We start from the raw sequence: 22,612 nt of genomic DNA on the forward strand, positions 1-22,612 counted from the left end.
GCCGGTGCGGGGCCGTCAGCGCGCCGCCCGGGCCGCCGCCATGGCGGCCCCGACGATCCCCGCGTCGTTGCGCAGCTCCGCCGGCACCACCCTCGCCTCGCGGGCCTTCAGCAGCGGCAGGAACTTGTCGTGCTTGCGGCTCACCCCGCCGCCGATCACGACCAGCTGCGGCGAGAACAGCATCTCCACCAGGTCCAGGTACTCGTCGACCCGCTGGGCCCACTGCTCCCAGCTCAGGTCGTGCCGCTCCTTGGCGGCCGAGGAGGCCCGGCGCTCGGCGTCCTTGCCGCGCAGCTCCAGGTGGCCCAGCTCGGTGTTGGGCACCAGGGTGCCGTCCACGAACAGCGCGCTGCCGATGCCGGTGCCGAAGGTGAGCACCAGGACCACGCCCGGCTCGCCCCGGCCGGCGCCGTGCACGGTCTCGGCCAGGCCGGCCGCGTCGGCGTCGTTGAGGACAGTCGCGGGCAGGCCCAGCGCGTCGCGGAAGAGACCCACGGCGTCCAGGCCGATCCAGCCCTTGTCCACGTTGGCCGCCGTCCTGGTGTGCCCGCCGACCACCACTCCGGGGAAGGTCAGCCCGACCGGGCCCTGGTGGTCGAAGTGCCGGACCACCTCGCGGACGGCGGCGACCACGGCCTCGGGCTCGGACGGCTGCGGGGTGAGCACCTTGTACCGCTCCTGGGCGAGCACGCCCCGGGCGAGGTCCACCGGGGCGCCCTTGATGCCCGAACCGCCGATGTCCACGCCGAATACCGCCGTCATCGCTCCACCCTCCGCCGTCCGGCCGCGGACCGGATCGTCCACAGCCTGTGCATGAAAGCAGCCTGGGCACCAAACTACGAGAGCCCGGGCGGGCACGCACAGCAGAGGACCCGGCGCCCGCACCGGGCGCCGGGTCCTCCGGGGAACGGCCTACAGCTTGCCGGCGGCCTCGGCGCGCAGGTCGCGGCGCAGCTCCTTGGGCAGCGAGAAGGTCAGGTGCTCCTCGGCGGTCTTGACCGTCTCGACCGTGTCGTAGCCGCGGGCGGCCAGGAACTCCAGCACGCCGTCGACCAGGATCTCCGGCACCGAGGCCCCGCTGGTCAGGCCGACCGTGGTGACGCCCTCCAGCCAGGACTCCTGGATCTCCTCGGCGAAGTCGACCAGGTGGGCCGCCTTGGCGCCGTACTCCAGGCCGACCTCGACCAGGCGGACCGAGTTGGAGGAGTTCTTGGAGCCGACCACGATCAGCAGGTCGGTCTCCGGGGCCAGCTGCTTGACCGCGACCTGGCGGTTCTGGGTGGCGTAGCAGATGTCGTCGCTGGGCGGGCTGACCAGCGCCGGGAAGCGCTTCTTCAGCTCGCCGACGGTGGCCATGGTCTCGTCCACCGACAGCGTGGTCTGGGACAGCCAGACGATCTTGGACTCGTCCCGCACCTGCACGTTGGCGACGTCCTCGGCGCCGTCCACCAGGTGGATCCGGTCCGGGGCCTCGCCCATGGTGCCGATGACCTCCTCGTGGCCCTCGTGGCCCACCAGCAGGATGTCGTAGCCCTCGTCGGCGAAGCGCACGGCCTCCTTGTGCACCTTGGTGACCAGGGGGCAGGTGGCGTCGACGGTGGCGAGCTTGCCGGCCCGGGCCTCGTCGTGGACGGCCGGGGCGACACCGTGCGCGGAGAACACGACGATCGAGCCCTCCGGCACCTCCTCCGTCTCGTCGACGAAGATCGCGCCCTTCTTCTCCAGGGTCTGGACCACGTACTTGTTGTGGACGATCTGCTTGCGGACGTAGATGGGCGCCCCGTACTGCTCCAGGGCCTTCTCCACGGCGATCACGGCGCGGTCGACACCCGCGCAGTAGCCCCGGGGGGCGGCGAGCAGGACACGGCGCTGCGCGGTGTTGGACATGGCTCCATCGTACGGGCGACCGGGAGGCCCGCCTCCCCGGGCGGGGAGCCGCGCCGACGGCGGGCACTTTCCGGTCGCCATGGAGCGCCGGTGCTCACATGGGGTGGCTATGAGCGCTGTGATCGATCAGCCGCCCCCGAGCGGTCTGCGCCGCACGCTGGGTGTCCGCGATCTGATGGTCTACGGGCTGCTGTTCATCGCCCCGATGGCCCCGGTCGGCGTGTTCGGCGTGCTGGACGCCAAGGGGCGGCCGTCGCCGAGCCCGTACGGCGAAGGTGTCGGCGGGCGCCGCTAGCCTCGTACGCATGGCCAACACCAGCTCCCCCGAAGCCCCGCTCCCGGTCGGCAAGGTCTCCGCGCTGATCGGCGGCTGGATCGACCGGCTCGGCGCGGTGTGGGTCGAGGGGCAGATCACCCAGCTCAGCCGCCGCCCCGGGGCGGGCGTGGTGTTCCTGACCCTGCGCGACCCGCAGGCCGACGTGTCGCTCACGGTGACCTGCTTCCGCTCGGTGTTCGACCAGGTCGCGGACGTGGTGCAGGAGGGCGCGCGGGTCGTCGTGCACGCCAAGCCCGAGTGGTACGCGGCCCGCGGGCAGCTGTCGATGCGGGCCTCGGAGATCCGGCCGGTGGGCCTGGGCGAGCTGCTGGCCCGGCTGGAGCAGCTGAAGCGGCGCCTCGCCGGGGAGGGCCTGTTCGCGGCCGAGCGCAAGCGGCGGCTGCCGTTCCTGCCGCAGTGCGTCGGACTGGTCACCGGGCGCGGCTCGGCGGCCGAGCGGGACGTGCTGGAGAACGCCCGGCGGCGCTGGCCGGCCGTGCGCTTCGAGGTGCGCAACGTGCCGGTGCAGGGGCTCAGCGCGGTGGAGCGGGTGAGCGCGGCCGTCCGGGAGCTGGACGAGCACCCCGAGGTGGACGTGATCATCGTGGCCCGGGGCGGCGGCAGCGTGGAGGACCTGCTGCCGTTCTCTGACGAGGGCCTGGTGCGGCTGGTCGCGGCCGCCCGTACGCCGGTGGTCAGCGCGATCGGGCACGAACCGGACCAGCCGCTGCTGGACTTCGTCGCCGACCTGCGCGCCTCCACCCCGACCGATGCCGCCAAACGGGTGGTTCCGGACGTCGGCGAGGAGCTCGCCAAGGTCCGCCAGTTGCGCGACCGCGCGCGCCGGCACGTGCAGTCCCGGGTCGAGCGCGAGCAGCACGGGCTGGACGGGCTGCGCAGCCGTCCGGCGCTGGCCGCCCCGCACCGGATGCTGGACGGGCGCGGCCAGGAGGTCGAGGGCCTGCTGGAGCGGGCCCGGCGCACCCTGCGGCACCGGCTGGACCACGCCCAGAGCGACCTCGGGCACACCCTGGCCCGGGTGGTCGCGCTCTCCCCGGCGGCCACCCTGGAGCGCGGCTACGCGGTGCTGCAGCGGGCCGACGGCACGGTGGTGACGGACCCGGCGCAGGTCACGGCCGGGGAGGGGCTGCACGCCCGGGTGGCGGGCGGCGGCTTCGACGTGGCCGTCGCGGGCGACTGACACCGGACCGGGACGACCGGCGGCCTCAGTACGAGCGCTGCCGGGAGAGCGCGATCGAGTGCTCGCCGAAGCCGAGGCTGCGGTAGAGCGCCTCACCCCCGACAGTGGCGTGCAGGTCGATCCGGCCCGCCCGGCGGCCGTCGAACCACTCCATCAGCGCCTCGGTGCAGGCCCGGGCGTAGCCGCGCAGCCGGTGGTCGGGGTCGGTGCAGATGTTGAAGACGAAGCCGAACAGCCCGTCCGGGTTGCCCGGGGAGGGCAGCCGCTCCTCCAGGGTGCCGACGGCGCAGGCGGCGAGCCGGCCGGGCCGCCGCGGGTCGTCCACCACGAAGGAGGGCATGGTCAGCTCCTCGGGCGGGACGGCCAGCCGCTCGCGCAGGATCCGCTCGGCGTTGGCCTGCCAGGGCCCGGGGCCGGCCAGGGCGGCCGTGCTGGGCATCGCCTCGAACATCAGGTTGCGCAGCCGGACGAGTTCGGGCGCGTCGGCGGGCACGGCGGGTCGGACCTCGGTCATGCGGCGGAGGCTAGCGCCGCCCACCGGCCGGGTGCACCCGGATTTCCGGACCGTGCGGGGCCTTCCCTGTCGGCGCCAGCCCCTACGCTGGCTCGCATGGCAGAGCAGCAGGAGCAGCAGGACGCGACGGCGCCGACCCCGGACGACGCGCTGGGCTACGAGCACGCCCGGGACGCGCTGCTGGACGTGGTCCGGCAGTTGGAGAACGGTGGCATCTCCCTTGAGGAGTCGCTGGCGCTGTGGGAGCGTGGCGAGCAGCTGGCGAAGGTCTGCCAGCGGTGGCTGGACGGCGCCAGGGCCCGGCTGGACGCCGCGCTGGCCGCCGAGGAGGACGCGGGCCCGGCCGGGGAGTGAGGCAGGTCACATTCCCTTGGGGAATCGTTGAATCTTCACCTATGTTGGAGGGACTGATCGGCCACGCCGGTCACACCGACGAACCCCTCCTCCCGCATGAGGTGCAGAAGCATGACCACCGACGCCCTGGTACTCGACGCCGCCGCTCAGGACCTGCTGTTCCGCGAGGCCCGCACCGCGAACACCTTCACCGACGAGCCGGTCACCGAGGAGCAGGTCCAGGCCATCTACGACCTGGTCAAGTACGGCCCGACCGCCTTCAACCAGCAGCCGCTGCGCGTCGTCCTGGTCCGCTCCGCCGAGGGCCGCGAGCGCCTCGTCCAGCACATGGCGGACGGCAACAAGCCGAAGACCTCCACCGCGCCGCTGGTCGCCATCCTGGCCGCGGACAACGAGTTCCACGAGGAGCTGCCGACCCAGTTCCCGCACTTCCCGCAGGCCAAGGACGTGTTCTTCTCGGAGCGCGCCGTCCGTGAGCAGTCCGCCGCCCTGAACGGCGCCCTGCAGGCCGCCTACTTCATCATCGGCGTGCGCGCCGCCGGCCTGGCCGCCGGCCCGATGACCGGCTTCGACGCCGCGGGCATCAACAAGGAGTTCTTCGGCGACGGCGACCACTCGGTGCTGGCCGTGGTCAACATCGGCAAGCCGGGCGATGACGCCTGGTTCCCGCGCTCCCCGCGCCTGGAGTACGACCAGGTCGTCACCACGGTCTGATCGCACCCCGCGACGGCGAAGGGCCCGCACCGGTTCGTCCGGTGCGGGCCCTTTCGCGTGCCCGAGGGGAGGCCCCGCCGCTACTTGAGCGCCTGGGCCAGCTCGGCCAGCTCCTCGTACGAGGCGGTGCCGGTGACCAGGGTGGTCGCCGAGCCGTTCTGGGCGGTCAGCGCACGGGCCTTGTCGCCCTGCACCCGCTCCCAGGTGCGCCCGGCGGCGTCCGAGCTGCCGTCCGACCGGGCGCCCGCAACCTTGTCGGCGAGCAGCTTGTCGCGCGGGACGTCGGCCTGCTCGACCGCCGCGTACTGGCCGGAGGGCGTCACGAAGCCCAGGTGCCAGGCGTTGCCCTTGCCGCCGCTGAGGTCGGCCGGCGTGTAGCCGACCGAGGTCGCCCGCCACTTGTCGGACAGCCCGTCCGGGGACAGCAGCGGGTACGGCGCGGCGCGCTTCGCGGAGGCCGCCGCCACCTTGTACTCGACGACGTGCACCGGGTCGCTGTTCGCGTCGTGCGGGAGGAACAGGTACCCGACCCAGACGACGAAACCGACCGCCAGCATCGACAGGACCATGTCCCGTACGGTCTGCCGACCCCTCATGCCCTTGCTCTCTGCAGCCACCCCCTCATGGTGACTCATCCCCATCCCGGCCCGGCCACCCGGGGTGTGCACGTACGGGTGAAGCCGGGCGAATCGGCGCCTTCCGGCACAGGGTGGCGACCCGCGCCACAGACAGTCATCTCGTGGGCAGATACGATCGCATCACCCTCACCACGGCGTTCGACCAGGCAGTAGTCGGGCGCTCACTGGCCGTCGCGTACAGAGAGGTAACGACGATGACCACGCAGTACCCGCACCACCTTCCCAGTGCCCTGGAGGTCGCGCCGGAGGCTCCGGACCGGAACCTCGCGCTCGAACTCGTCCGGGTCACCGAAGCGGCCGCGATGGCAGCCGGCCGGTGGGTCGGCCGGGGCGACAAGAACGGCGCGGACGGTGCCGCCGTCAAGGCGATGCGCACCCTCGTCTCGACCGTCTCGATGAACGGCGTGGTCGTCATCGGCGAGGGCGAGAAGGACGAAGCCCCGATGCTCTACAACGGCGAGCGGGTCGGCGACGGCACCGGCGCCGAGTGCGACGTCGCGGTCGACCCGGTGGACGGCACCACGCTGACCGCCAAGGGCATGAACAACGCGGTGGCCGTGCTGGCCGTGGCCGACCGCGGCACCATGTTCGACCCCAGCGCCGTGTTCTACATGGACAAGCTGGTGGCCGGCCCGGAGGCCGCCGAGTTCGTCGACATCACCGCCCCGGCGGCCGTCAACATCCGCCGGGTCGCCAAGGCCAAGGGCAGCGCCGTCGAGGACGTCACCGTGGTCGTGCTCGACCGGCCCCGGCACGACGGCCTGGTCCGGGAGATCCGCGAGGCGGGCGCCCGGATCAAGTTCATCTCCGACGGAGACGTGGCCGGCGCCATCATGGCCGCCCGCGAGGGCACCGGCGTCGACCTGCTGATGGGCATCGGCGGCACCCCCGAGGGCATCATCGCGGCCTGCGCGATGAAGTGCATGGGCGGCGTGATCCAGGGCCGGCTGTGGCCCAAGGACGACGCCGAGCGGCAGAAGGCCCTCGACGCCGGGCACGACCTGGACCGGGTGCTCACCACCAACGACCTGGTCAGCGGCGAGAACGTGTTCTTCGTCGCCACCGGCATCACGGACGGCGAGCTGCTGCGCGGCGTGCACTACCGCTCGGAGACCGCCACCACCAGCTCGCTGGTGATGCGCTCCAAGAGCGGCACGATCCGCGAGATCAACTCCGTCCACAAGCTGGCGAAGCTGCGGGCCTACAGCGCGATCGACTTCGACCGCGCCAACTGACCCGGACGCATCCGGCTCGACCTCGCGGCCCCGGCGGAATCCCCCTCCGCCGGGGCCGCGAGGCCTTTGCGGCCGGTTCCTCCGGCCCGGCTCCTTCCGGCCCGGCCCCGACCCGCCGTCAACCGGCTATCCGGCGCCCCGCCGTGGCCACCCGGGCCGCCTCGCGCAGCTCCGCGTCCCGGCGGCGCCGCCGGGCCAGCACCACCCGCCGCTCGGCGGCCGTCAGCCCGCCCCAGACCCCGTACGGCTCCGGCTGGGCCAACGCGTGCTCGCGGCACTCCAGCAGCACCGGGCAGCGGGCGCACACCCGCTTGGCCTGCTCCTCGCGCGACAGCCGGGCCGCCGTCGGCTCCTTCGAGGGCGCGAAGAACAGCCCCGCCTCGTCCCGCCGACAGGCCGCACCGGTGTGCCACGGATTGTCCTCACCCGCGGGCGCGCCCGCCGTGCCGCCCGGGGGCTGCGGCTGGGGGGAGACGGCCGGACGACGCTCCAGCAACTGGGCGGCGGCGACTGGCGAGGTGGTGCGGGACTCGATCGGATGCAGCACGGCCGTACTCCTGACGAGGCTCTCGGACACGGGGAACCCCGCTCCCCCGCCCGGCTGCGAGCCCCCGCTGTCCAACGCCCGGGGCGGCCACTGGGCCACCACCGGTGCACAGCCGTACGAGAAGCGATGTGCGGAAGGAACTACCCCCTCCGGCGCGATTCATGCACACTGCACGCAATCGACTACGGAGTGCACCGGAAACAACGCCGAGCGCCCGACCGGGAGTTGGCTCCCGACCGGGCACTCGACAGGTCAATTCGGGCTATTCCGTACCGAGTTGCTTGCGCACCCACTCCCGGAGCTTCTTGCCCCTGCGCGGCTTGGCGTTGCAACCACCGAACAGGGCAACGCCCTTGACCCTCACGACCGGAGCGTACGGGTCCGCCACGGTCTGCTCGCGGACGTCGAAGCCGCCGAAGATGCCGACCCCCGAGCCGAGCAGGCTCACGTTCTCCGGCACCCGGATCTCCACCCCGCCGAAGATCGCGGTCACCGTGATCTCCACCTCGGGGGACTCGAACACGGCGTCCGTGAGGTCGATGTCCACCCCGCCGAACGCCGTGAAGGCCGTCAGGTGCGAGCCGACCCGCCAGCGGCCCTTGCGGGCCGCGCCGCCGAAGATCGCCACCACGGACGGGGCCTCGTGCCGGGCGGGCGGCAGCGGCCTGGCCGGCGCGGGGGCGGGCTCCCGGGCGCCCAGCGGCGGCTTGTCGAAGGACACCGAGCGGTGCGCGGGCAGGTCCCTGGTCAGCGGGACCAGGTCGCCGAAGGTCTTGGCGGCGTACGCGGCCTCGATCCGCTCCGCGTGCTCCTCCGCGTCCAGGCGACCCTCGGCGTAGGCGTCCCGCAGCAGTTCCGCGATCCGCTCGCGATCGGCGTCCGAGGCCCGCATCTCGGCGTCCGCCACCGGGGCGGCCGACGGCCGCGGCTCGGCCACCGGCTCGGCCTGGGGCCTGAGTTCGGGCTTGAGTTCGGGCTTGCTCAGGGGCACGGGCGCCGGCACCGGCGGCTGCCCCGGGTCGTCGTGCGACGGCGAGTTGTCCACGGCCCAAGCCTAGTGGCTCGCACTCCTGCCCGAGTGAGCCCGGTCACGCAAGGCTGACCTGTCCGCGTGCCCGCCCCGGCCGGGTCCTACCCTGGATGGTGCTTCGCCGACGCAGCCGGAACACTGGACACCTAAGGACCGCCCCGATGGCTCCCACGCCAGACTTCGAGTACAGCGACCTGCTCCCCCTGGGCGCTGACCCGACCCCGTACCGCAAGCTCACCTCCGAGGGTGTCTCCACCTTCGAGGCCGGCGGCCGCACCTTCCTCCAGGTCGAGCCCGAGGCGCTGCGCCTGCTCACGGCCGAGGCGATGCACGACATCTCGCACTACCTGCGCCCCGCCCACCTCGCCCAGCTGCGCCGCATCCTGGACGACCCGGAGGCCAGCCCGAACGACCGCTTCGTCGCGCTCGACCTGCTGAAGAACGTCAACATCTCGGCCGGCGGCATCCTCCCGATGTGCCAGGACACCGGCACCGCGATCGTCATGGGCAAGCGCGGCCAGAACGTGCTGACCTCCGGCGCGGACGAGTCCGCCATCGCGCGCGGCGTGTACGACGCGTACACCAAGCTCAACCTGCGGTACTCCCAGATGGCCCCGGTCACCATGTGGGACGAGAAGAACACCGGCAACAACCTGCCGGCCCAGATCGAGCTGTACGCCACCGACGGCGACGCGTACAAGTTCCTGTTCATGGCCAAGGGCGGCGGCTCCGCCAACAAGTCGTACCTGTACCAGGAGACCAAGGCCATCCTGAACGAGGCGAGCATGCTCTCGTTCCTGGAGCAGAAGATCCGCTCGCTCGGCACCGCCGCCTGCCCGCCGTACCACCTGGCCATCGTGATCGGCGGCACCAGCGCCGAGTTCGCGCTCAAGACCGCCAAGTACGCCTCGGCGCACTACCTGGACAACCTGCCGACCTCCGGCAACGCCAGGACCGGCCACGGCTTCCGGGACCTGGAGCTGGAGGCCAAGGTCACCGAGCTGACCCAGAAGATCGGCATCGGCGCCCAGTTCGGCGGCAAGTACTTCTGCCACGACGTGCGCGTGGTCCGGCTGCCCCGCCACGGCGCCTCCCTGCCCGTCGCGATGGCCGTGTCCTGCTCCGCCGACCGCCAGGCGCTCGGCAAGATCACCGCCGAGGGCGTCTTCCTGGAGCAGCTGGAGACCGACCCGGCGAAGTACCTGCCGGACACCACCGACGAGCACCTCGACGACGACGTGGTGCGCGTCGACCTCAACCAGCCGATGTCCGCGATCCGCGCCGAGCTGTCCAAGTACCCGGTGAAGACCCGGCTCTCGCTCACCGGCACCCTCGTCGTCGCCCGCGACATCGCCCACGCCAAGATCAAGGAGCGCCTGGACGCCGGCGAGGGCATGCCCAAGTACCTCCAGGACCACCCGGTCTACTACGCCGGCCCGGCCAAGACCCCCGAGGGCTACGCCTCCGGCTCCTTCGGCCCCACCACGGCCGGCCGGATGGACTCCTACGTCGACCAGTTCCAGGCCGCCGGCGGCTCCATGGTCATGCTCGCCAAGGGCAACCGCAGCAAGCAGGTCACCGACGCCTGCGCGGCGCACGGCGGCTTCTACCTCGGCTCCATCGGCGGCCCCGCCGCGCGCCTCGCCCAGGACTGCATCAAGAAGGTCGAGGTGCTGGAGTACGCCGAGCTCGGCATGGAGGCCGTCTGGCGCATCGAGGTCGAGGACTTCCCGGCCTTCATCGTCGTCGACGACAAGGGCAACGACTTCTTCCGCGAGACCACCGAGGGCCCGCTGATCACCAACCTGCGGATCCGCTCCAAGGAGTAGCCCGCAGGAGTGCCCCCACGCGCTCCCGCACGCCTCTGAACCGCCCCGGCCGCCCCTGCGGCCGGGGCGGTTCTCTCGTGGCAGGCGGTACGGAAACGCACCGGATCGATGACGTGCACCGGTTGGTGGACCGGGCGGACGAGACGGAAGTGAAGATCCTCAGGGCGCGCTACCACGACCAGTGGCGCCGGTCGGCCGCCTCCGTCCGGTTCACGCGTCGAAGTCGTACTCCAGGACGTAGGAGGCGGCGTCGAGGATCATCTCGTTGAGTTCGACGACCTGGCCCTCGTCGGCGAAGGCGGTGCGGCAGATCAGGATGACCGGGGTGCCGGCGGAGAGTTCGAGGCGGGCGGCCTCCTCGGCGGCGGGCATCCGGGAGCGGACCTCCTCGCGGAAGTGCACGGGCTTGGCGCCGATCTCGGCCAGGCGCGCGTAGGTGCCGCCGGGGCCGGTGTCCTCGCGGGTGATCGCGGTGCCGGCGACCAGGACGGCCGGCAGGTAGGAGGTGGACAGCAGCACCGGCTTGCCGTCCAGGACGAAGCGGCGGTGCCGCACGCACATCGGGGCACCCGGCTCCACCCCGAGCACCCCGGCCACGTGTTCGGGGGCGCCCCGCTCGGTGACGGACACCTGGTCGACCACCAGGCTGCGGCTGTCGATGTCCGCCGACCATATCGACCGGCCGGAGCCCCACTGCCCCTGCGCCAGCCGCTGGATGCCGCGCCGGCGCAGCGGCCGGAAGTCCCGGACGAACACCCCGGCGCCCCTGCGGGCCTCCGCGATGCCCTCGCTCTGCAGCACGCCCAGCGCCTGGCGGGCCGTCATCCTGGCCACGCCGTACTCGTCCATGAGGTCGTTCTCGCCGGGCAGTCGGTCGCCCGCGCGGTAGCGGCCGGTGTCGATGGCCGCCTTCAGGGAGTCGGCGATCCGCTGGTACTTGGGCTGCTTGTCGCCACTGCTGCCGGTCATCGCCGCTCCCTCTCCCTCGGACAATCGTAGGCGCGCCCTCGGTCGCCGGTAAGGAGATACGACCGTTGACATCTCTAGAGATATTAGCTTCTCTAGAGATGTCTGCCAGTCGCTGACGGAGCGAAGGAGCAGTGCGGTGACCATCCGACAGCGCAACGCCCCGGCCTACCGGCCACAAGCGGGTGAACTCGTCCTCGACCGCAGGACCGGACGCACCGGCATCTACATGGACACCATCGGCGGCGAGCACTACCTGCGCCCCGAGCACGGCGGCCGCGAATGGACCGCCGAACCCCACCACGTCTCGCCGGCCCCCGGGCCCCGCGATTCGGCTGAATACGATCAGCCCCGGTAATTGCGGCGAAACCCACGCAAACCATGGCGTTCGGGCGCCCGTAATCCCCCCGGTGAATCCGGAATTCCGGAACGCTTCGGGGGCTCCGCGGGGCACGTTACGGACGGCCCCGGCCACCACGGGCGCATCGAGGACGGGAATCGGCCACCGGTGGACCCGCACACGAATTGGCGCGCACATCACGAGAGTGCCCCCGCGCCCGGACGGGGGCGCGGGGGCACTGGGCCGAAACGGCTTACGGGTGGCCGCCGATGACGCTCTCCGGCTTGAGCGGGCCACCCGGCGCGCCGGTGGGCTCCTCTATGTACTCACCCTCGTCACCGAACGGTCCGTTCTCGAACGCGGTCTTGTCGGCATCGGTCGGCGCGGTGTATCCGGCCGGGTTCGAGGACGCGGCAACCGCGCCCTCGACAGCCTTGCCCGCCTCCACAGCGGCTGCCGGGGTGCCGGTCTGCGCCGCGTTCTCGGGCGTCGACGCCACCGGGGTGTCGCTCTGGTCGTTGGCCATTGGGCGGCCGCCTTTCGGTCATCAAATGTGTTCAGCCCGACCTCCGTGGCGCGGGCGCGCGGACAGTATCGTAGGGTTGATTAAATGTCCGATAAACATCGTGCGGCTTGCGGGGCCGTCCGGCAGAGTCGGGCGTCCGCCTAAGCTGAAGCACCGCGGCGGACCGCCGAGCGCCCTTTCACGGAATCGACACCACAGGCCATCGGGGGACTTCATGGAGTTTCGGGAGACGCCGCAGGCCCCTGCGCTGCGCTTCCAAGTCCTCGGTCCGGTCCAGGCCTGGCTCGACGACAAGCCCCTCTCCCTCGGTTCCCCCCAGCAACAGGCCGTTCTGACCACCCTCCTGCTGCATTCCGGTCGCCCGGTCACCACGCAGGACCTGGTCGACGCGCTGTGGGGCGAGCGACCTCCGACCCAGGCCGTGGCGGCCCTGCGCACGTACGTCTCCCGCCTGCGCTCGGTCATCGAGCCTCAGCGGGAGGTCCGACGCCGGGCGGAGCTGTTGGTCTCGGTCGCCGACGGCTACGCCCTCCGCATTCCGGGCGAGGCCCTGGACCTCTCCGTCTTCGAACGGCTCTCCGCCGAGGCGGCCACGGCCCGCGCCTCGGGCGACAAAAACGAGGCGCACCGGCTGCTGGCGCAGGCGCTGGACCTGTTCAGGGGCCGTCCGCTCACCGGCGTCCCCGGCCCCTACGCCGAGGCCCAGCGGCTGCGGCTGGCCGAGCGCCAGGTCGCCGCATCGGAGGAGCTGTGCGCGGCCGCCCTCGACGTCGGGCTGCACGCCGAGATCGTCGGCGAACTCAACACCCTGACCGCCGAGCACCCGCTGCGCGAACGCCTGCGTGAACTGCTGATGCTGGCGCTGTACCGCTGCGGACGTCAGGCCGAAGCGCTGGGCGTCTACACCGACACCCGCAAGCTACTCATCGAGGAACTCGGGGTCGAACCGGGTGTCGGCCTTTCCTCGATGCACAACCGAATCCTGGCGGCCGATCCGACGCTCGCCGTTCCGGCCGTTCCCGCTCCTGTCCCCGTCGCTCGCGAGGACGGCCCGACCACTCCCCCGGCACCCGCCCAACTACCGGCTGACGTCTCAGACTTCAGTGGACGCTCCGAGCTGGTGGGTGAGCTCTCGACAGTCCTGATGAACGCCACCGGCCAGGCTGTGGTGGTGACCTCGCTGGCCGGTATCGGCGGAGTGGGAAAGACCACCCTCGCGGTGCACGTGGCCCACCGCGTCCGCGCCGACTTCCCGGACGGGCAGCTGTACGTCGACCTGCGCGGAGCCGGCGCCTCGCCAGCCGATCCGGTGGTCGTCCTGGGCGACTTCCTCCACGCGCTCGGCGTCGCCGAGAGTCCCGACTCCTTGGAACAGCGCGCCGCGCTCTACCGTTCGCTGCTCGCCAGTCGGCGGATGCTCATCCTGCTCGACAACGCGCGCGACGCCGAGCAGATCCGCCCGCTGATCCCCGGGGTCTCCGGGTGCGCCGTCCTCGCCACCAGCCGTTCCCGGCTCGCCGGCATCCCGGGCGCTCAGCTCTTCGATGTCGAGGAGCTGACCCCGGCCGAGGCACTGGCTCTGTTCTCGGCCATCGTCGGTGAACACCGGGTCGCTGCCGAACCCGACGCCGCGATGAAGGTCATCACCGCTTGCGGCTTCCTGCCACTGGCCGTTCGCATCGCTGCCGCTCGCCTCGCCAGCCGTCCACGCTGGAGCGTCTCCGACCTGGCCAGTCGGTTAGCCGACCAGCGCCGGCGCCTGGACGAACTCCAGCTCGGCAACCTCGCCGTGGAGACCACCATCGGGCTCGGCTACGGCCAGCTGTCCGTGGACGAGGCCCGCGCCTTTCGGCTGCTCGCCCTGATCGATTCCCCCGACATTCCGCTGGCGGCCGCTGCGGCGCTGCTCGGCGTGGACGAGTACACCGCCGAGGACCTCACCGAGGCGCTCGTCGAGGCGAACATGCTGGAGTGCTTCACTCCCGGCCGCTACCGCTACCACGACCTGCTCCGTCTCTACGCCCAGCGTCAGAACGAGCGGATCGGGGACACCGGGGAACAGGAACGAGCGGTGCTGCGACTGCTCCACCTACTGATCCCGACCGTCCGCAACGCGGCCCAGGTCATCGAACCGGACGATCCGCTGCCCGAGTTGCTGACCACCTTCACGTCAGGCGGGCTCCACCTGCCGACCAACCAGGCCGCCCAGGACTGGCTCCGGACCGAGGGAGCCTTGCTACTCAGTGCCGTTGAGGCCGCCGCGAGCGGCCCCAGCACCCTGCAGCGCGCGGCCGTCGACCTGCTCAACTACCTGTTCAGCATCGATCCGGACCCGACTCGCGGACCGCGGGCGCTCCCGGTGCTCGCGGCCATAGGCGAGGATGCCCAGCTCCGGGGTGACTCCCCCGGCATCGCGCGGGTGCATTTCGCCCTCGGCACGCTGCAGTCCGCCACCAGCGACTTCCAGGGGGCCGAGCAGTCCTTCCGCCGGAGCCTGGATCACCAGACCCCGGACGAGCCGACCGTCCTGTTCCTGGCCACGGCCAACATGCTGGGTGTGATCCTGAACATGAACAACCGCCCGGCCGAGGCACTGCCGTTCCTGGAACAGGCGCACGCCAGCAACCGGGCGGTGGGCACGTCGATCGGCGAGGCGCGGATCGTCAGCAACATGGCCCGGGTACAGCACCGCCTCGGCATGACCGAGACGGCGATCCGGTCCGCCGGAGAGGGTGTCGCCGCCGCTCGGGCGTCCAACAACGGCCCGCTGCTCGCCCAGACCCTCTACCAGCTCGGCGTGGTGCTCTCCACCGCCGAGGCCGTCCCGCACCTGCGGGAGGCCCACCAGCTGTACCAGTCCCAGCGCAACTCACTCTGGGAGGGCTACACCCTGGCCCGCCTGGCCTCCGCCCTGCTCGTCGCCGAGCAGCCCACCGAGGCGGCCGAGGCGGCCGGGCAGTCGTTGGCGATCGCCCAGGAGCTGGACTCCGCCTACTGCCAGGGCCTGGCCAACGCCGCGCTCGGTGAGGCGCTGCTCGCCCTGGCCCAGCCGGCCCGCGGGCTGGCGTGCCTCCAGGAGGCGCACGCCATCTTCACGCGGCTCGGTGTGCCGGAGGCCTCCCCCGTGGCGGACCTCATCTCCCGACAGCACACCGAGCCCTTCTCTTCTCCCCCCGCGCCGTGAGGCCTCCGCTCCCCCGCGGAGCACCTCCCCCGATCCGCGCGTCGGCGCCCCCGCAGCCCCCCGGCTGCGGGAGCGCCCTCAACGCTTCCCCGGCGCTGGACACAACTCTGCACTCCGCCGATTGACGTTCGATAAACGTCTGATTGTCAGTTTGCGTACCGGAAAAACCCCAGGTCAGCGCCGTGACCCCGGCGTGCCGCACGGCGCGCGGCGCCGCTCGCACCACCCCGCCCGCACCGGAGTGCTTCCGCGGACCCGACCCACTTCGGCCCAAGCATGACGAGTTGGCCGGAAAGGGACCCCATGGCGCAGTGATCACGCATATTCTCAGATGCCAGTACGCACACGAGTGTCTGCCGACAACGTGTCGGGGTGCAGGCCGTCTGTGCGATGCGGGGAGCGTGACGTACCGCCACCGGCAGCGGCCCAGAAGGCTGCGGAGGAGCCCACCGGAGGCCACGGGTGGAAGGGTGCCTCTCAACGTGACGACCGGACAGATATCCGACCCGTTCCCCGTCGGCGAGGACGCCGGCGACGACGGGCCCGACGTGCGACGACGCCGGGCGGCACGGGCCCTGCAGGCGGTCGCCTTCGACACCATCGGAGCCGGGTACGGCGAGGCGTTCCCCGCCAAGGACGGTCAGCTGGAGTGCGGGCGGCGGCTGCTCGCCGCGCTCGAACCCGGGGCCCGGGTGCTGGACGTCGGCTGCGGCACCGGCGAGCCGACCCTGCGCCAGCTGACGGCCGGCGGGCTGCGGGTGACGGCGGTGGACCTCTCGGACGTGATGCTCGCACTGGCCCGTCGGGCCCGGACCACCGGCCCGTTTCCGGCCGACTTCCACCGGATCGACCTGTACGATCTGGCCACCGAGCGCGCCGACCGGGTCTGGGGCGCGCCCGGACTGGGCCCGGCGGGCCACGGCTCCTTCGCCGCCGTCACCGCGTTCTTCTCCCTGATCCTGCTGCCGCTGGACGAGATCCCGACCGTACTCGGCCGCCTGCGCGAACTCCTGCGGCCCGGCGGGCTGCTGGCCCTCGGCATGGTCGAGGCCGACCTGGATCACGTTCCGCTTCCGTTCCTTGGCAGAGAGCTGCGGATCAGTGGGTATCTGCGGGAGGATCTGGAGCGGGTTCTGGTTGACGCCGGTTTCGCCGTCGAGGAGTTCTCGGGGCATCCGTACGCACCGGCCAGTACCACGCTGCCGCCGGAGGAACAGCTGTTCCTGTGCTGTCGACGCGTCGGCTGATCGACCAGCGGTCCGCACCGGAGGACCGGCCCAGCGGACCGACCCAGCGACCCGGACCAGCGGACCGGACCGGTCCACCGGGCGCAGCAACCCCCGACCACAGCTCCACACCACACCGAATCCAGGACAGGCAGCCGTGCGCGACCAGCTCAAGACCGAGGCGGAGCCGCCGTCCGCCGTCCCGGGCCAGCGCCGCCAGTTCCCCGCCCGGGCAGCGGCCCCGGCGAAGCCGTCGACGGCACGGCCGGACCACGCGGGCGCGGCGGACGGGGTGGCGGACCGCCTCGCCTACCTCGACGCGGCGACCCGGCGGATCAACAGCGCCCTCGACCTGGCCGCGACCCTGCGCAACATCGGCCGGGTGCTGGTCCCGACCCTCGCCGACGCCGCCGTCGTCCACCTGCGCGACCCGCTGCCCAACGTGGAGCGCGAACCCGGCTTCCCGGAGGAGCTGCGGATCCACCACAGCACCGGCACCCGGATCGGCCGCCGCGGCCGCAAGAGCGGCGCGGACGAGCGGCACCGCTCCCGGTACGGCTCCCGGTCGACCCCCGACACCGGCCCGGCCACCCCGGTCACCCGCGGCGGCGCGCTGGCCCACATCCTGCTGAGCCGCCGCCCCGCCGAGTCGGCCGTCCTCGGCACGCCCGCCGCCGAGCGCGCCGAGGCGCTGCTGCGCGAGCTGTACGGCACCCGGGGGCTGGCCAGGCTGGCCCCCGGCACCTCGGTCGTCGCGCTGCCGCTGCGCGGGCGCAAGGCCGTCCTCGGTCTGCTGGTGCTGATCCGCCGTCCCCCTGAACGCACCGGCCGCCCGGCCTTCGACGCGGCCGGCACCGCGACCGCCGCGCACCTGGCGACCCAGGCCGGGCTGGCGGTGGACACCGCGCTGCGCTACGCCCGCGAGTGGGAGATAGCCAACGAACTCCAGCGCAGCATGCTGCCGTTGCGCCTGCCCCAGTCGCACGGCGTCCGGCTCGCCCAGCGCTACCTGCCCGGCGAGCGCGGCGCGCAGGTCGGCGGCGACTGGTACGACGCGGTGCCGCTGCCCGGCAACCGGGTCGCCCTGATCGTCGGCGACGTGATGGGCCACTCGCTCACCTCGGCCGCCATCATGGGCCAACTGCGCACCAGCGCGCAGACCTTGGCCGCGCTCGACCTGCCGCCGCACGAGGTGCTCTACCACCTGGACGAGCAGGCCCAGCGGCTCGGCCGCGAACAGCACCTGGCCACCTGCGTGTACGCGGTGTACGACCCGATCGCCAACCGGGTGGTGCTGGCCAACGCCGGGCACGTCCCGCCGGTGCTGGTCCGCCCGGACGGCACGGCCGAGTTGGTGGAGCTGGACTCCGGGGCGCCGATCGGGGTGGGCGGGGTGGACTTCAACTCCGTCGAACTGCCCGCCCCGCCCGGCTCGGCCCTGCTGCTGTTCACCGACGGCCTGGTGGAGACCCGCACCCGTCCGCTCAGCGACGGCCTGGAGGTGCTCCGCGCGCGGATCGCGGCGGCCCGCTGGCAGTCCCCCGAGCAACTGTGCCAGGAGGCGCTGCGGATCCTGCCGCCCGGCGACCGCGGCGACGACATCGCGCTGCTGGCCGCCTGCTTCGACGGCATCCCGGCCGGTGACGTCGCCCACTGGTACCTGCAGCCGCGCAACGAGACGCCGGGCCGGGCCCGCCGGCTGGCCGCGCACACGCTGCGCCGCTGGGGGCTGGACGAGCTGAGCGAGGCGACCGAGCTGATGGTCAGCGAGCTGGTGACCAACGCCGTCCAGCACGCGACCCGGCCGGTCACCCTGAGCCTGGTGCGCACCACCCGGCTGCGCTGCGAGGTCGGCGACGACAGCCCGCTGCTGCCGCGCCCGCGCCGTACCGGTCCGGAGGACGAGCGTGGCCGCGGGCTGCAGATAGTGGCCCGGTGCGCGGACCGCTGGGGCGCGACCCGGCTGGGCACCGGCAAGGTGGTCTGGTTCGAGCAGCGGCTGCCGCAGGCCGCGGTGCTGCCCGTGAAGTGATGCCGGTGGGACGGGCGCGCGCCCGGCGGGAGGTGCTCCCGCCGGGCGCGCGCGTGACCGGTCTCAGACCCCGACGGGCTGCCGCGGCTCCGGCCGCTCCTCCTCCAGCCGGGCGATCAGCTGCTCGCCCTCCATGTCCACCTTCGGCACGACCTTCTCCAGCGCCTTCGGGAACCACCAGGCCGCCTTGCCGAACAGCGCCATCGCGGCCGGCACCAGGGCCATCCGGACCACGAAGGCGTCCACCAGCACGCCCACCGCGAGGGCGAAGCCGATCGGCTGGACGATCGGGTCGTGGCCGAGCACGAAGGCGCCGAACACCGAGATCATGATCAGCGCGGCCGCCGTGACCACCCGGGCGCCGCCCTTCACCCCGCCGACGACCGCCTCGTGCGGGGCCTTGCCGTGGACGTACTGCTCCTTCATCCCGGAGACCAGGAAGAGTTCGTAGTCCATCGCCAGTCCGAACAGCACCCCGATCAGCAGGATCGGCACGAAGCTGACCACCGGGCCGACCTTGGGCACGTCGATCAGGCCGTCCAGCCAGCCCCACTGGTAGACCGCGACCACCGCGCCGAGCGAGGCCAGGATGCTGAGCAGGAAGCCCAGCACCGCCTTGAGCGGCACCAGCACCGAGCGGAAGGCCAGCGCGAGCAGCACCAGCGCGATGCCGACGATCACCGCGACGAACGGCGGCAGGGCCTGGCCGAGCTTGGTGGAGACGTCGATGTTGGCGGCGGTGGTGCCGGTGACGGCGATGGTCGCGCCGGTCGCGGACTCGATCCCGGCGCGCTGGTCGCGGATCTCGTTCACCAGCACCTTGGTGTCCTCGTCGTCCGGACCGGTCTCCGGGATGACCGGCACCAGGGCGGTGCCGCTGGCCCCGTCGACCTTGGGCGGCAGCAGGGTCCGGACGCCCTTCAGCCCCTGGAGCTTGCCCGCCACGCCCTGCACCGCCTGCTCCGGCCGCGGGGTGCCGTGGGCGTCCACGACGACCACCAGCGGCGCGTTGAAGCCCGGGCCGAAACTGTCGCTGACCAGGTCGTACGCCGTGCGGCCGTCCGTGCCGACGGCCTGTGAGCCGCCGCCCGGCAGGCCGAGGTCCAGGCTCGCGGCGGGCACCGCCAGGGCGCCGAGCCCGGCCAGTCCGACCAGCAGGACGGGCAGCGGACGGCGGACCACGAAGCGGGCCCAGCGTTCGCCCGTGGTGACCTTGCCGTGGGTGGCCTGAGCCCGCTTCCAGACCGGCAGCCGGTCGATCGCCCGTCCGGTGAAGCCGAGCACCGCGGGCAGCAGCGTGACGGCGACCAGGACGGCCACCACGACGGCGCCGGAGGCGGCCAGGCCCATCACGGTGAGGAAGGGGACGCCGGCGACGGCCAGTCCGGCGAGCGCCACCACCACGGTCAGGCCGGCGAAGACGACGGCGCTGCCGGCGGTCGCGGTGGCCCGGGCGGCGGACTCCTCCGGCTCCAGGCCCTCGTCCAGGTGGCGGCGGTAGCGGAACAGGATGAACAGCGCGTAGTCGATGCCGACCGCGAGGCCGACCATCAGCGCCAGCACCGGCGCGGTGGTGATGATCTCGAACGAACCGGTCAGTGCCAGCAGTCCGGCCATCGCCACGGCGACGCCGACCAGCGCGGTCAGCAGCGGCAGCCCGGCGGCCACCAGGGTGCCGAGGGTGATCACCAGCACCACCGCGGCCACCACCAGGCCGATCGACTCGGAGCCGCCCTCGATCTGGGCGAACCGGTTGTACGCGTCGCCGCCGAAGGCCACCTCCAGCCCGGCCGCCCGAGCCGGTTCGGCGGCGGCCTTGACGGCCTCGCGCTGCTGGTCGGTGACGTCGGCGAGCTTGTGGTCGAAGGAGACCAGCGCGATCGCGACCTTGCCGTCCGGAGAGACCGCCCCGGTGGCGTACGGGTCGGGCACCGCGGCCACGCCGGGGACGTGGGAGATCCGGCCGACGGCCTCGCCGACCGCCTCGGTCGCCCCGGGCGAGGCGATGCCGCCGGACGCCGGGGCGGCGAAGACCACCTGCGCGGAGCCGTGGCCCTGTTCCGGGAAGGTGCCCTTGATCCGGTCCAGGGTGGCCTGCGCCTCGGTGCCCGGAACCTTGAACTCGTCGCTGGTCTTGCCCGCGAAGGCGCCGGCGGCCCCGCCGATCGCGATCAGCAGCGCGATCCAGACGGCCAGTACGGCGCGCCTTCTCCGGAAACAGTGGCGGCCCAGTCGGTACAGGTACGTGGCCAAGGTCTGACCCCTCGCGTGCGTCGGCGGACAGGCGGATGCCTGAGCGAACCCCTCCTACGGTAGACCTAACTTTGTCGAGTGACAAAGTTGGCCGACAAAATCGATCGACACAGTTGTCCGACCATGGCGCTACCCTGGCTGGATGGCTCATGTCCCCGCCTCCGAACGCCGACCGCAGCTGGTCCGGGCCGCGATCGACCTGATGACCCGGGAAGGGGTCGCCGCCGCCAGCACCCGCGCGATCGCGGCCGAGCTGGGCGTGGCACAGGCGACGGTGCACTACACCTTCGGCACCAAGAAGGACCTCTACCGGGCCGTGGTCGAGGAGGTCGCCGCCCAGTTCATCGGCCAGGTGCGCGCCGCCTCCCCGGGTGACGGCCCGTTCGGCGAACAGGTCCGCACCCTGGTGCACGCGCTCTGGGACGCCGCCACCGGCGAGGACGGGCGCTGCGTGCTGCTCAGCGAGTTCGAGACGCTGGCGATGCGCGACCCGGACGTACGGGAGATCATGCTCGGGCTGCAGTGCGCGATCGAGGGCACCGCCACCGAGATGATCGTCGCCCTCGCGGCCGCCCACGGACTGACCCTGGCCGCCCCGGTCGACCGGATCGCCGTTCACTTCCTCAGCGGCTTCGACGGTCTGACCGCCCGCCACCTGATCCGGCGCCACCCGGGCGAACGGCCCGACCCGGAGACCCTGGAGGCGCTGGACGTGCTGGTGGCGACCACCGTCGGGCTCTGCCTCGGCGAGGCGGCGGACCGGTCCTGACCCGCCCCCTCCCGGCCTTTAGCCCTCGCCCTCCCCGCCGACGATCCGCACCGGCAGCTCGACCAGCACCTCGCGCAGCGCCGCCGCGAAGCGCTCGTACTCGGCGCTGCGGGCCGAGCCCGGGCGGGTGGCCAGCCCGATCCGGCGGCCGGGCGCCGGGGCGGCGAAGCGGACCGCCGCCAGCCGGTCGGTGCGTCCGGCCTCCACATCCAGCGCGGTGGCGGGCAGCAGCGTCACCCCGAGGCCCCCGGCGACGAGTTGGACCAGGGTGGACAGGCCGGCCGCCCGGGTGGTGGAGCCGGCCGGGTCGGCGCCGACCTCGCGGCAGATGTCGAGGGCCTGGTCGCGCAGGCAGTGGCCCTCCTCCAGCAGCAGCACGTCCAGGTCGAGCAGCACGTCGCGCGGGACGTCGATTCGCCCGGCGAGCGGGTGCCCGGGCGGGGTGACCAGGACGAAGTCCTCGTCGAACAGCGGGATGTCCCGGGTCGGCGAGGCGCCGCCGGCCGGGAGCGCCAGCAGCAGGACGTCGAGGCGCCCGGCGGCCAGGCCCTCCAGCAGCGAGGGGGTGCGCTCCTCGTGGACGTGCAGCTCCAGCTCGGGGAAGCGGTCGCGGACCAGCCGCAGCACGGTGGGCAGCAGGTACGGCGCGACGGTGGGGATCACCCCGAGGTGCAGCGGCCCGGTGAACGGGCGGCGGGCGGCCTCCACCTCCTCGGTGAGGGCCTGCAGCGAGGCGAGCACCCGGCGTGCGTGCTCGCGCACGCGCTCCCCCAGAGGAGTGACGATCACCTTGCGCGTCGTACGCTCGACCAGCTGCGCTCCCAACGACTCCTCCAGCGCCGCGACCGCCCCGGACAGCGCAGGCTGGCTGGTCCCGGTCGCGGCGGCGGCCTCCCGGAAGTGCCGGTGCTCGGCCACCGCGACGAAGGCCCTGAGCTGGGCGACCGTCGGAGTGCGCGGACTGCGGGCTGTGGCGCTTCCCACAGTCGGCTCGGGTTTGGCGGCGGCGCCCCTGCGGGCGCCGGGGCGGGACGTGGGCGGTTCGGCACTG

21 protein-coding genes are annotated in these 22,612 nt (G+C 72.8%); 11 read left to right on the forward strand and 10 right to left on the reverse strand.

Features of this window, described 5'->3' with window-relative positions; translation table 11 throughout:
• Positions 1–15 precede the first annotated feature (15 nt).
• The gene (gene ppgK, locus ACZ6Z8_RS09600; RefSeq protein WP_465607885.1) at positions 16–762 is read right to left on the reverse strand and encodes a polyphosphate--glucose phosphotransferase; all 747 of its coding nucleotides are present in this window, start codon (positions 760–762) and stop codon (positions 16–18) included.
• 150 nt (positions 763–912) lie between these two features.
• Positions 913–1,887, reverse strand: a complete 975-nt coding sequence (locus ACZ6Z8_RS09605; RefSeq protein WP_465607887.1) for a 4-hydroxy-3-methylbut-2-enyl diphosphate reductase — start codon at positions 1,885–1,887, stop codon at positions 913–915.
• Between the two features lie 109 nt (positions 1,888–1,996).
• Between ACZ6Z8_RS09605 and ACZ6Z8_RS09610 the strand changes: the two genes are divergently transcribed.
• The gene (locus ACZ6Z8_RS09610; protein WP_465608467.1) at positions 1,997–2,182 is read left to right on the forward strand and encodes a hypothetical protein; all 186 of its coding nucleotides are present in this window, start codon (positions 1,997–1,999) and stop codon (positions 2,180–2,182) included.
• A gap of 10 nt (positions 2,183–2,192) precedes the next feature.
• The gene (xseA, locus tag ACZ6Z8_RS09615; protein ID WP_465607889.1) at positions 2,193–3,404 is read left to right on the forward strand and encodes an exodeoxyribonuclease VII large subunit; all 1,212 of its coding nucleotides are present in this window, start codon (positions 2,193–2,195) and stop codon (positions 3,402–3,404) included.
• Between the two features lie 25 nt (positions 3,405–3,429).
• On the opposite strand, the gene ACZ6Z8_RS09620 is transcribed toward xseA, so the two are convergent.
• Positions 3,430–3,918 carry a GNAT family N-acetyltransferase gene (locus tag ACZ6Z8_RS09620; RefSeq protein WP_465607891.1) on the reverse strand — a complete coding sequence of 163 codons (489 nt, stop codon included), beginning with the start codon at positions 3,916–3,918 and terminating at the stop codon, positions 3,430–3,432.
• 96 nt (positions 3,919–4,014) lie between these two features.
• On the opposite strand from ACZ6Z8_RS09620, the gene ACZ6Z8_RS09625 reads away from it, so the two are divergent.
• Positions 4,015–4,272: an exodeoxyribonuclease VII small subunit gene (locus tag ACZ6Z8_RS09625; RefSeq protein WP_402812203.1), complete on the forward strand. Its 258-nt coding sequence runs from the start codon at positions 4,015–4,017 to the stop codon at positions 4,270–4,272.
• A gap of 111 nt (positions 4,273–4,383) precedes the next feature.
• Positions 4,384–4,986, forward strand: coding sequence for a malonic semialdehyde reductase (locus tag ACZ6Z8_RS09630; protein ID WP_465607893.1), 603 nt, complete (start codon positions 4,384–4,386; stop codon positions 4,984–4,986).
• An 80-nt stretch (positions 4,987–5,066) separates the two neighbouring features.
• Here ACZ6Z8_RS09630 and ACZ6Z8_RS09635 read toward each other — a convergent pair whose 3' ends face one another.
• Positions 5,067–5,603 carry a DUF4245 domain-containing protein gene (locus ACZ6Z8_RS09635; protein ID WP_465607895.1) on the reverse strand — a complete coding sequence of 179 codons (537 nt, stop codon included), beginning with the start codon at positions 5,601–5,603 and terminating at the stop codon, positions 5,067–5,069.
• A 215-nt stretch (positions 5,604–5,818) separates the two neighbouring features.
• On the opposite strand from ACZ6Z8_RS09635, the gene glpX reads away from it, so the two are divergent.
• The gene (glpX, locus tag ACZ6Z8_RS09640) at positions 5,819–6,859 is read left to right on the forward strand and encodes a class II fructose-bisphosphatase (RefSeq protein ID WP_465607897.1); all 1,041 of its coding nucleotides are present in this window, start codon (positions 5,819–5,821) and stop codon (positions 6,857–6,859) included.
• A gap of 118 nt (positions 6,860–6,977) precedes the next feature.
• Here the strand turns inward: glpX and ACZ6Z8_RS09645 are convergent, their stop codons facing one another.
• Together ACZ6Z8_RS09645 and ACZ6Z8_RS09650 are read right to left on the reverse strand one after the other, a co-directional pair.
• Entirely contained in the window at positions 6,978–7,355 is a 378-nt protein-coding gene (locus tag ACZ6Z8_RS09645) for a WhiB family transcriptional regulator (protein ID WP_465608430.1), read from the reverse strand.
• 313 nt (positions 7,356–7,668) lie between these two features.
• Positions 7,669–8,451, reverse strand: a complete 783-nt coding sequence (locus tag ACZ6Z8_RS09650) for a DUF1707 SHOCT-like domain-containing protein (protein ID WP_465607899.1) — start codon at positions 8,449–8,451, stop codon at positions 7,669–7,671.
• 146 nt (positions 8,452–8,597) lie between these two features.
• Between ACZ6Z8_RS09650 and ACZ6Z8_RS09655 the strand changes: the two genes are divergently transcribed.
• Positions 8,598–10,265 (forward strand): fumarate hydratase, encoded by a 1,668-nt coding sequence (locus tag ACZ6Z8_RS09655; protein ID WP_033347644.1) that lies wholly within the window; start codon positions 8,598–8,600, stop codon positions 10,263–10,265.
• A 210-nt stretch (positions 10,266–10,475) separates the two neighbouring features.
• Here the strand turns inward: ACZ6Z8_RS09655 and ACZ6Z8_RS09660 are convergent, their stop codons facing one another.
• On the reverse strand, positions 10,476–11,234 hold the full coding sequence (locus tag ACZ6Z8_RS09660; RefSeq protein ID WP_465607900.1) for a GntR family transcriptional regulator: 759 nt from the start codon (positions 11,232–11,234) through the stop codon (positions 10,476–10,478).
• Between the two features lie 136 nt (positions 11,235–11,370).
• Between ACZ6Z8_RS09660 and ACZ6Z8_RS09665 the strand changes: the two genes are divergently transcribed.
• The gene (locus ACZ6Z8_RS09665; protein ID WP_465607902.1) at positions 11,371–11,589 is read left to right on the forward strand and encodes a hypothetical protein; all 219 of its coding nucleotides are present in this window, start codon (positions 11,371–11,373) and stop codon (positions 11,587–11,589) included.
• A gap of 235 nt (positions 11,590–11,824) precedes the next feature.
• Here the strand turns inward: ACZ6Z8_RS09665 and ACZ6Z8_RS09670 are convergent, their stop codons facing one another.
• Positions 11,825–12,097 (reverse strand): hypothetical protein, encoded by a 273-nt coding sequence (locus tag ACZ6Z8_RS09670; protein WP_465607904.1) that lies wholly within the window; start codon positions 12,095–12,097, stop codon positions 11,825–11,827.
• A 214-nt stretch (positions 12,098–12,311) separates the two neighbouring features.
• Here ACZ6Z8_RS09670 and ACZ6Z8_RS09675 point away from each other — a divergent pair, with 214 nt between their 5' ends.
• The 3 genes from ACZ6Z8_RS09675 (at position 12,312) to ACZ6Z8_RS09685 (ending at position 18,539) form a co-directional block, all read left to right on the forward strand.
• Entirely contained in the window at positions 12,312–15,281 is a 2,970-nt protein-coding gene (locus ACZ6Z8_RS09675) for an AfsR/SARP family transcriptional regulator (RefSeq protein ID WP_465607906.1), read from the forward strand.
• Positions 15,282–15,763: 482 nt separating this feature from the next.
• A complete protein-coding gene (locus tag ACZ6Z8_RS09680) occupies positions 15,764–16,528 on the forward strand; it encodes a class I SAM-dependent methyltransferase (protein ID WP_465607907.1) in 765 nt (254 codons plus the stop codon).
• A gap of 136 nt (positions 16,529–16,664) precedes the next feature.
• Positions 16,665–18,539: an ATP-binding SpoIIE family protein phosphatase gene (locus tag ACZ6Z8_RS09685; RefSeq protein WP_465607909.1), complete on the forward strand. Its 1,875-nt coding sequence runs from the start codon at positions 16,665–16,667 to the stop codon at positions 18,537–18,539.
• Positions 18,540–18,602: 63 nt separating this feature from the next.
• Here ACZ6Z8_RS09685 and ACZ6Z8_RS09690 read toward each other — a convergent pair whose 3' ends face one another.
• Positions 18,603–20,792 (reverse strand): MMPL family transporter, encoded by a 2,190-nt coding sequence (locus ACZ6Z8_RS09690; RefSeq protein ID WP_465607911.1) that lies wholly within the window; start codon positions 20,790–20,792, stop codon positions 18,603–18,605.
• A 142-nt stretch (positions 20,793–20,934) separates the two neighbouring features.
• Between ACZ6Z8_RS09690 and ACZ6Z8_RS09695 the strand changes: the two genes are divergently transcribed.
• Positions 20,935–21,561, forward strand: coding sequence for a TetR/AcrR family transcriptional regulator (locus tag ACZ6Z8_RS09695; protein WP_465607913.1), 627 nt, complete (start codon positions 20,935–20,937; stop codon positions 21,559–21,561).
• 18 nt (positions 21,562–21,579) lie between these two features.
• On the opposite strand, the gene ACZ6Z8_RS09700 is transcribed toward ACZ6Z8_RS09695, so the two are convergent.
• On the reverse strand, positions 21,580–22,545 hold the full coding sequence (locus tag ACZ6Z8_RS09700; protein WP_465607915.1) for a LysR substrate-binding domain-containing protein: 966 nt from the start codon (positions 22,543–22,545) through the stop codon (positions 21,580–21,582).
• Positions 22,546–22,612 lie beyond the last annotated feature (67 nt).

The sequence above is a fragment of the Kitasatospora sp. NPDC101108 genome (assembly GCF_055584725.1).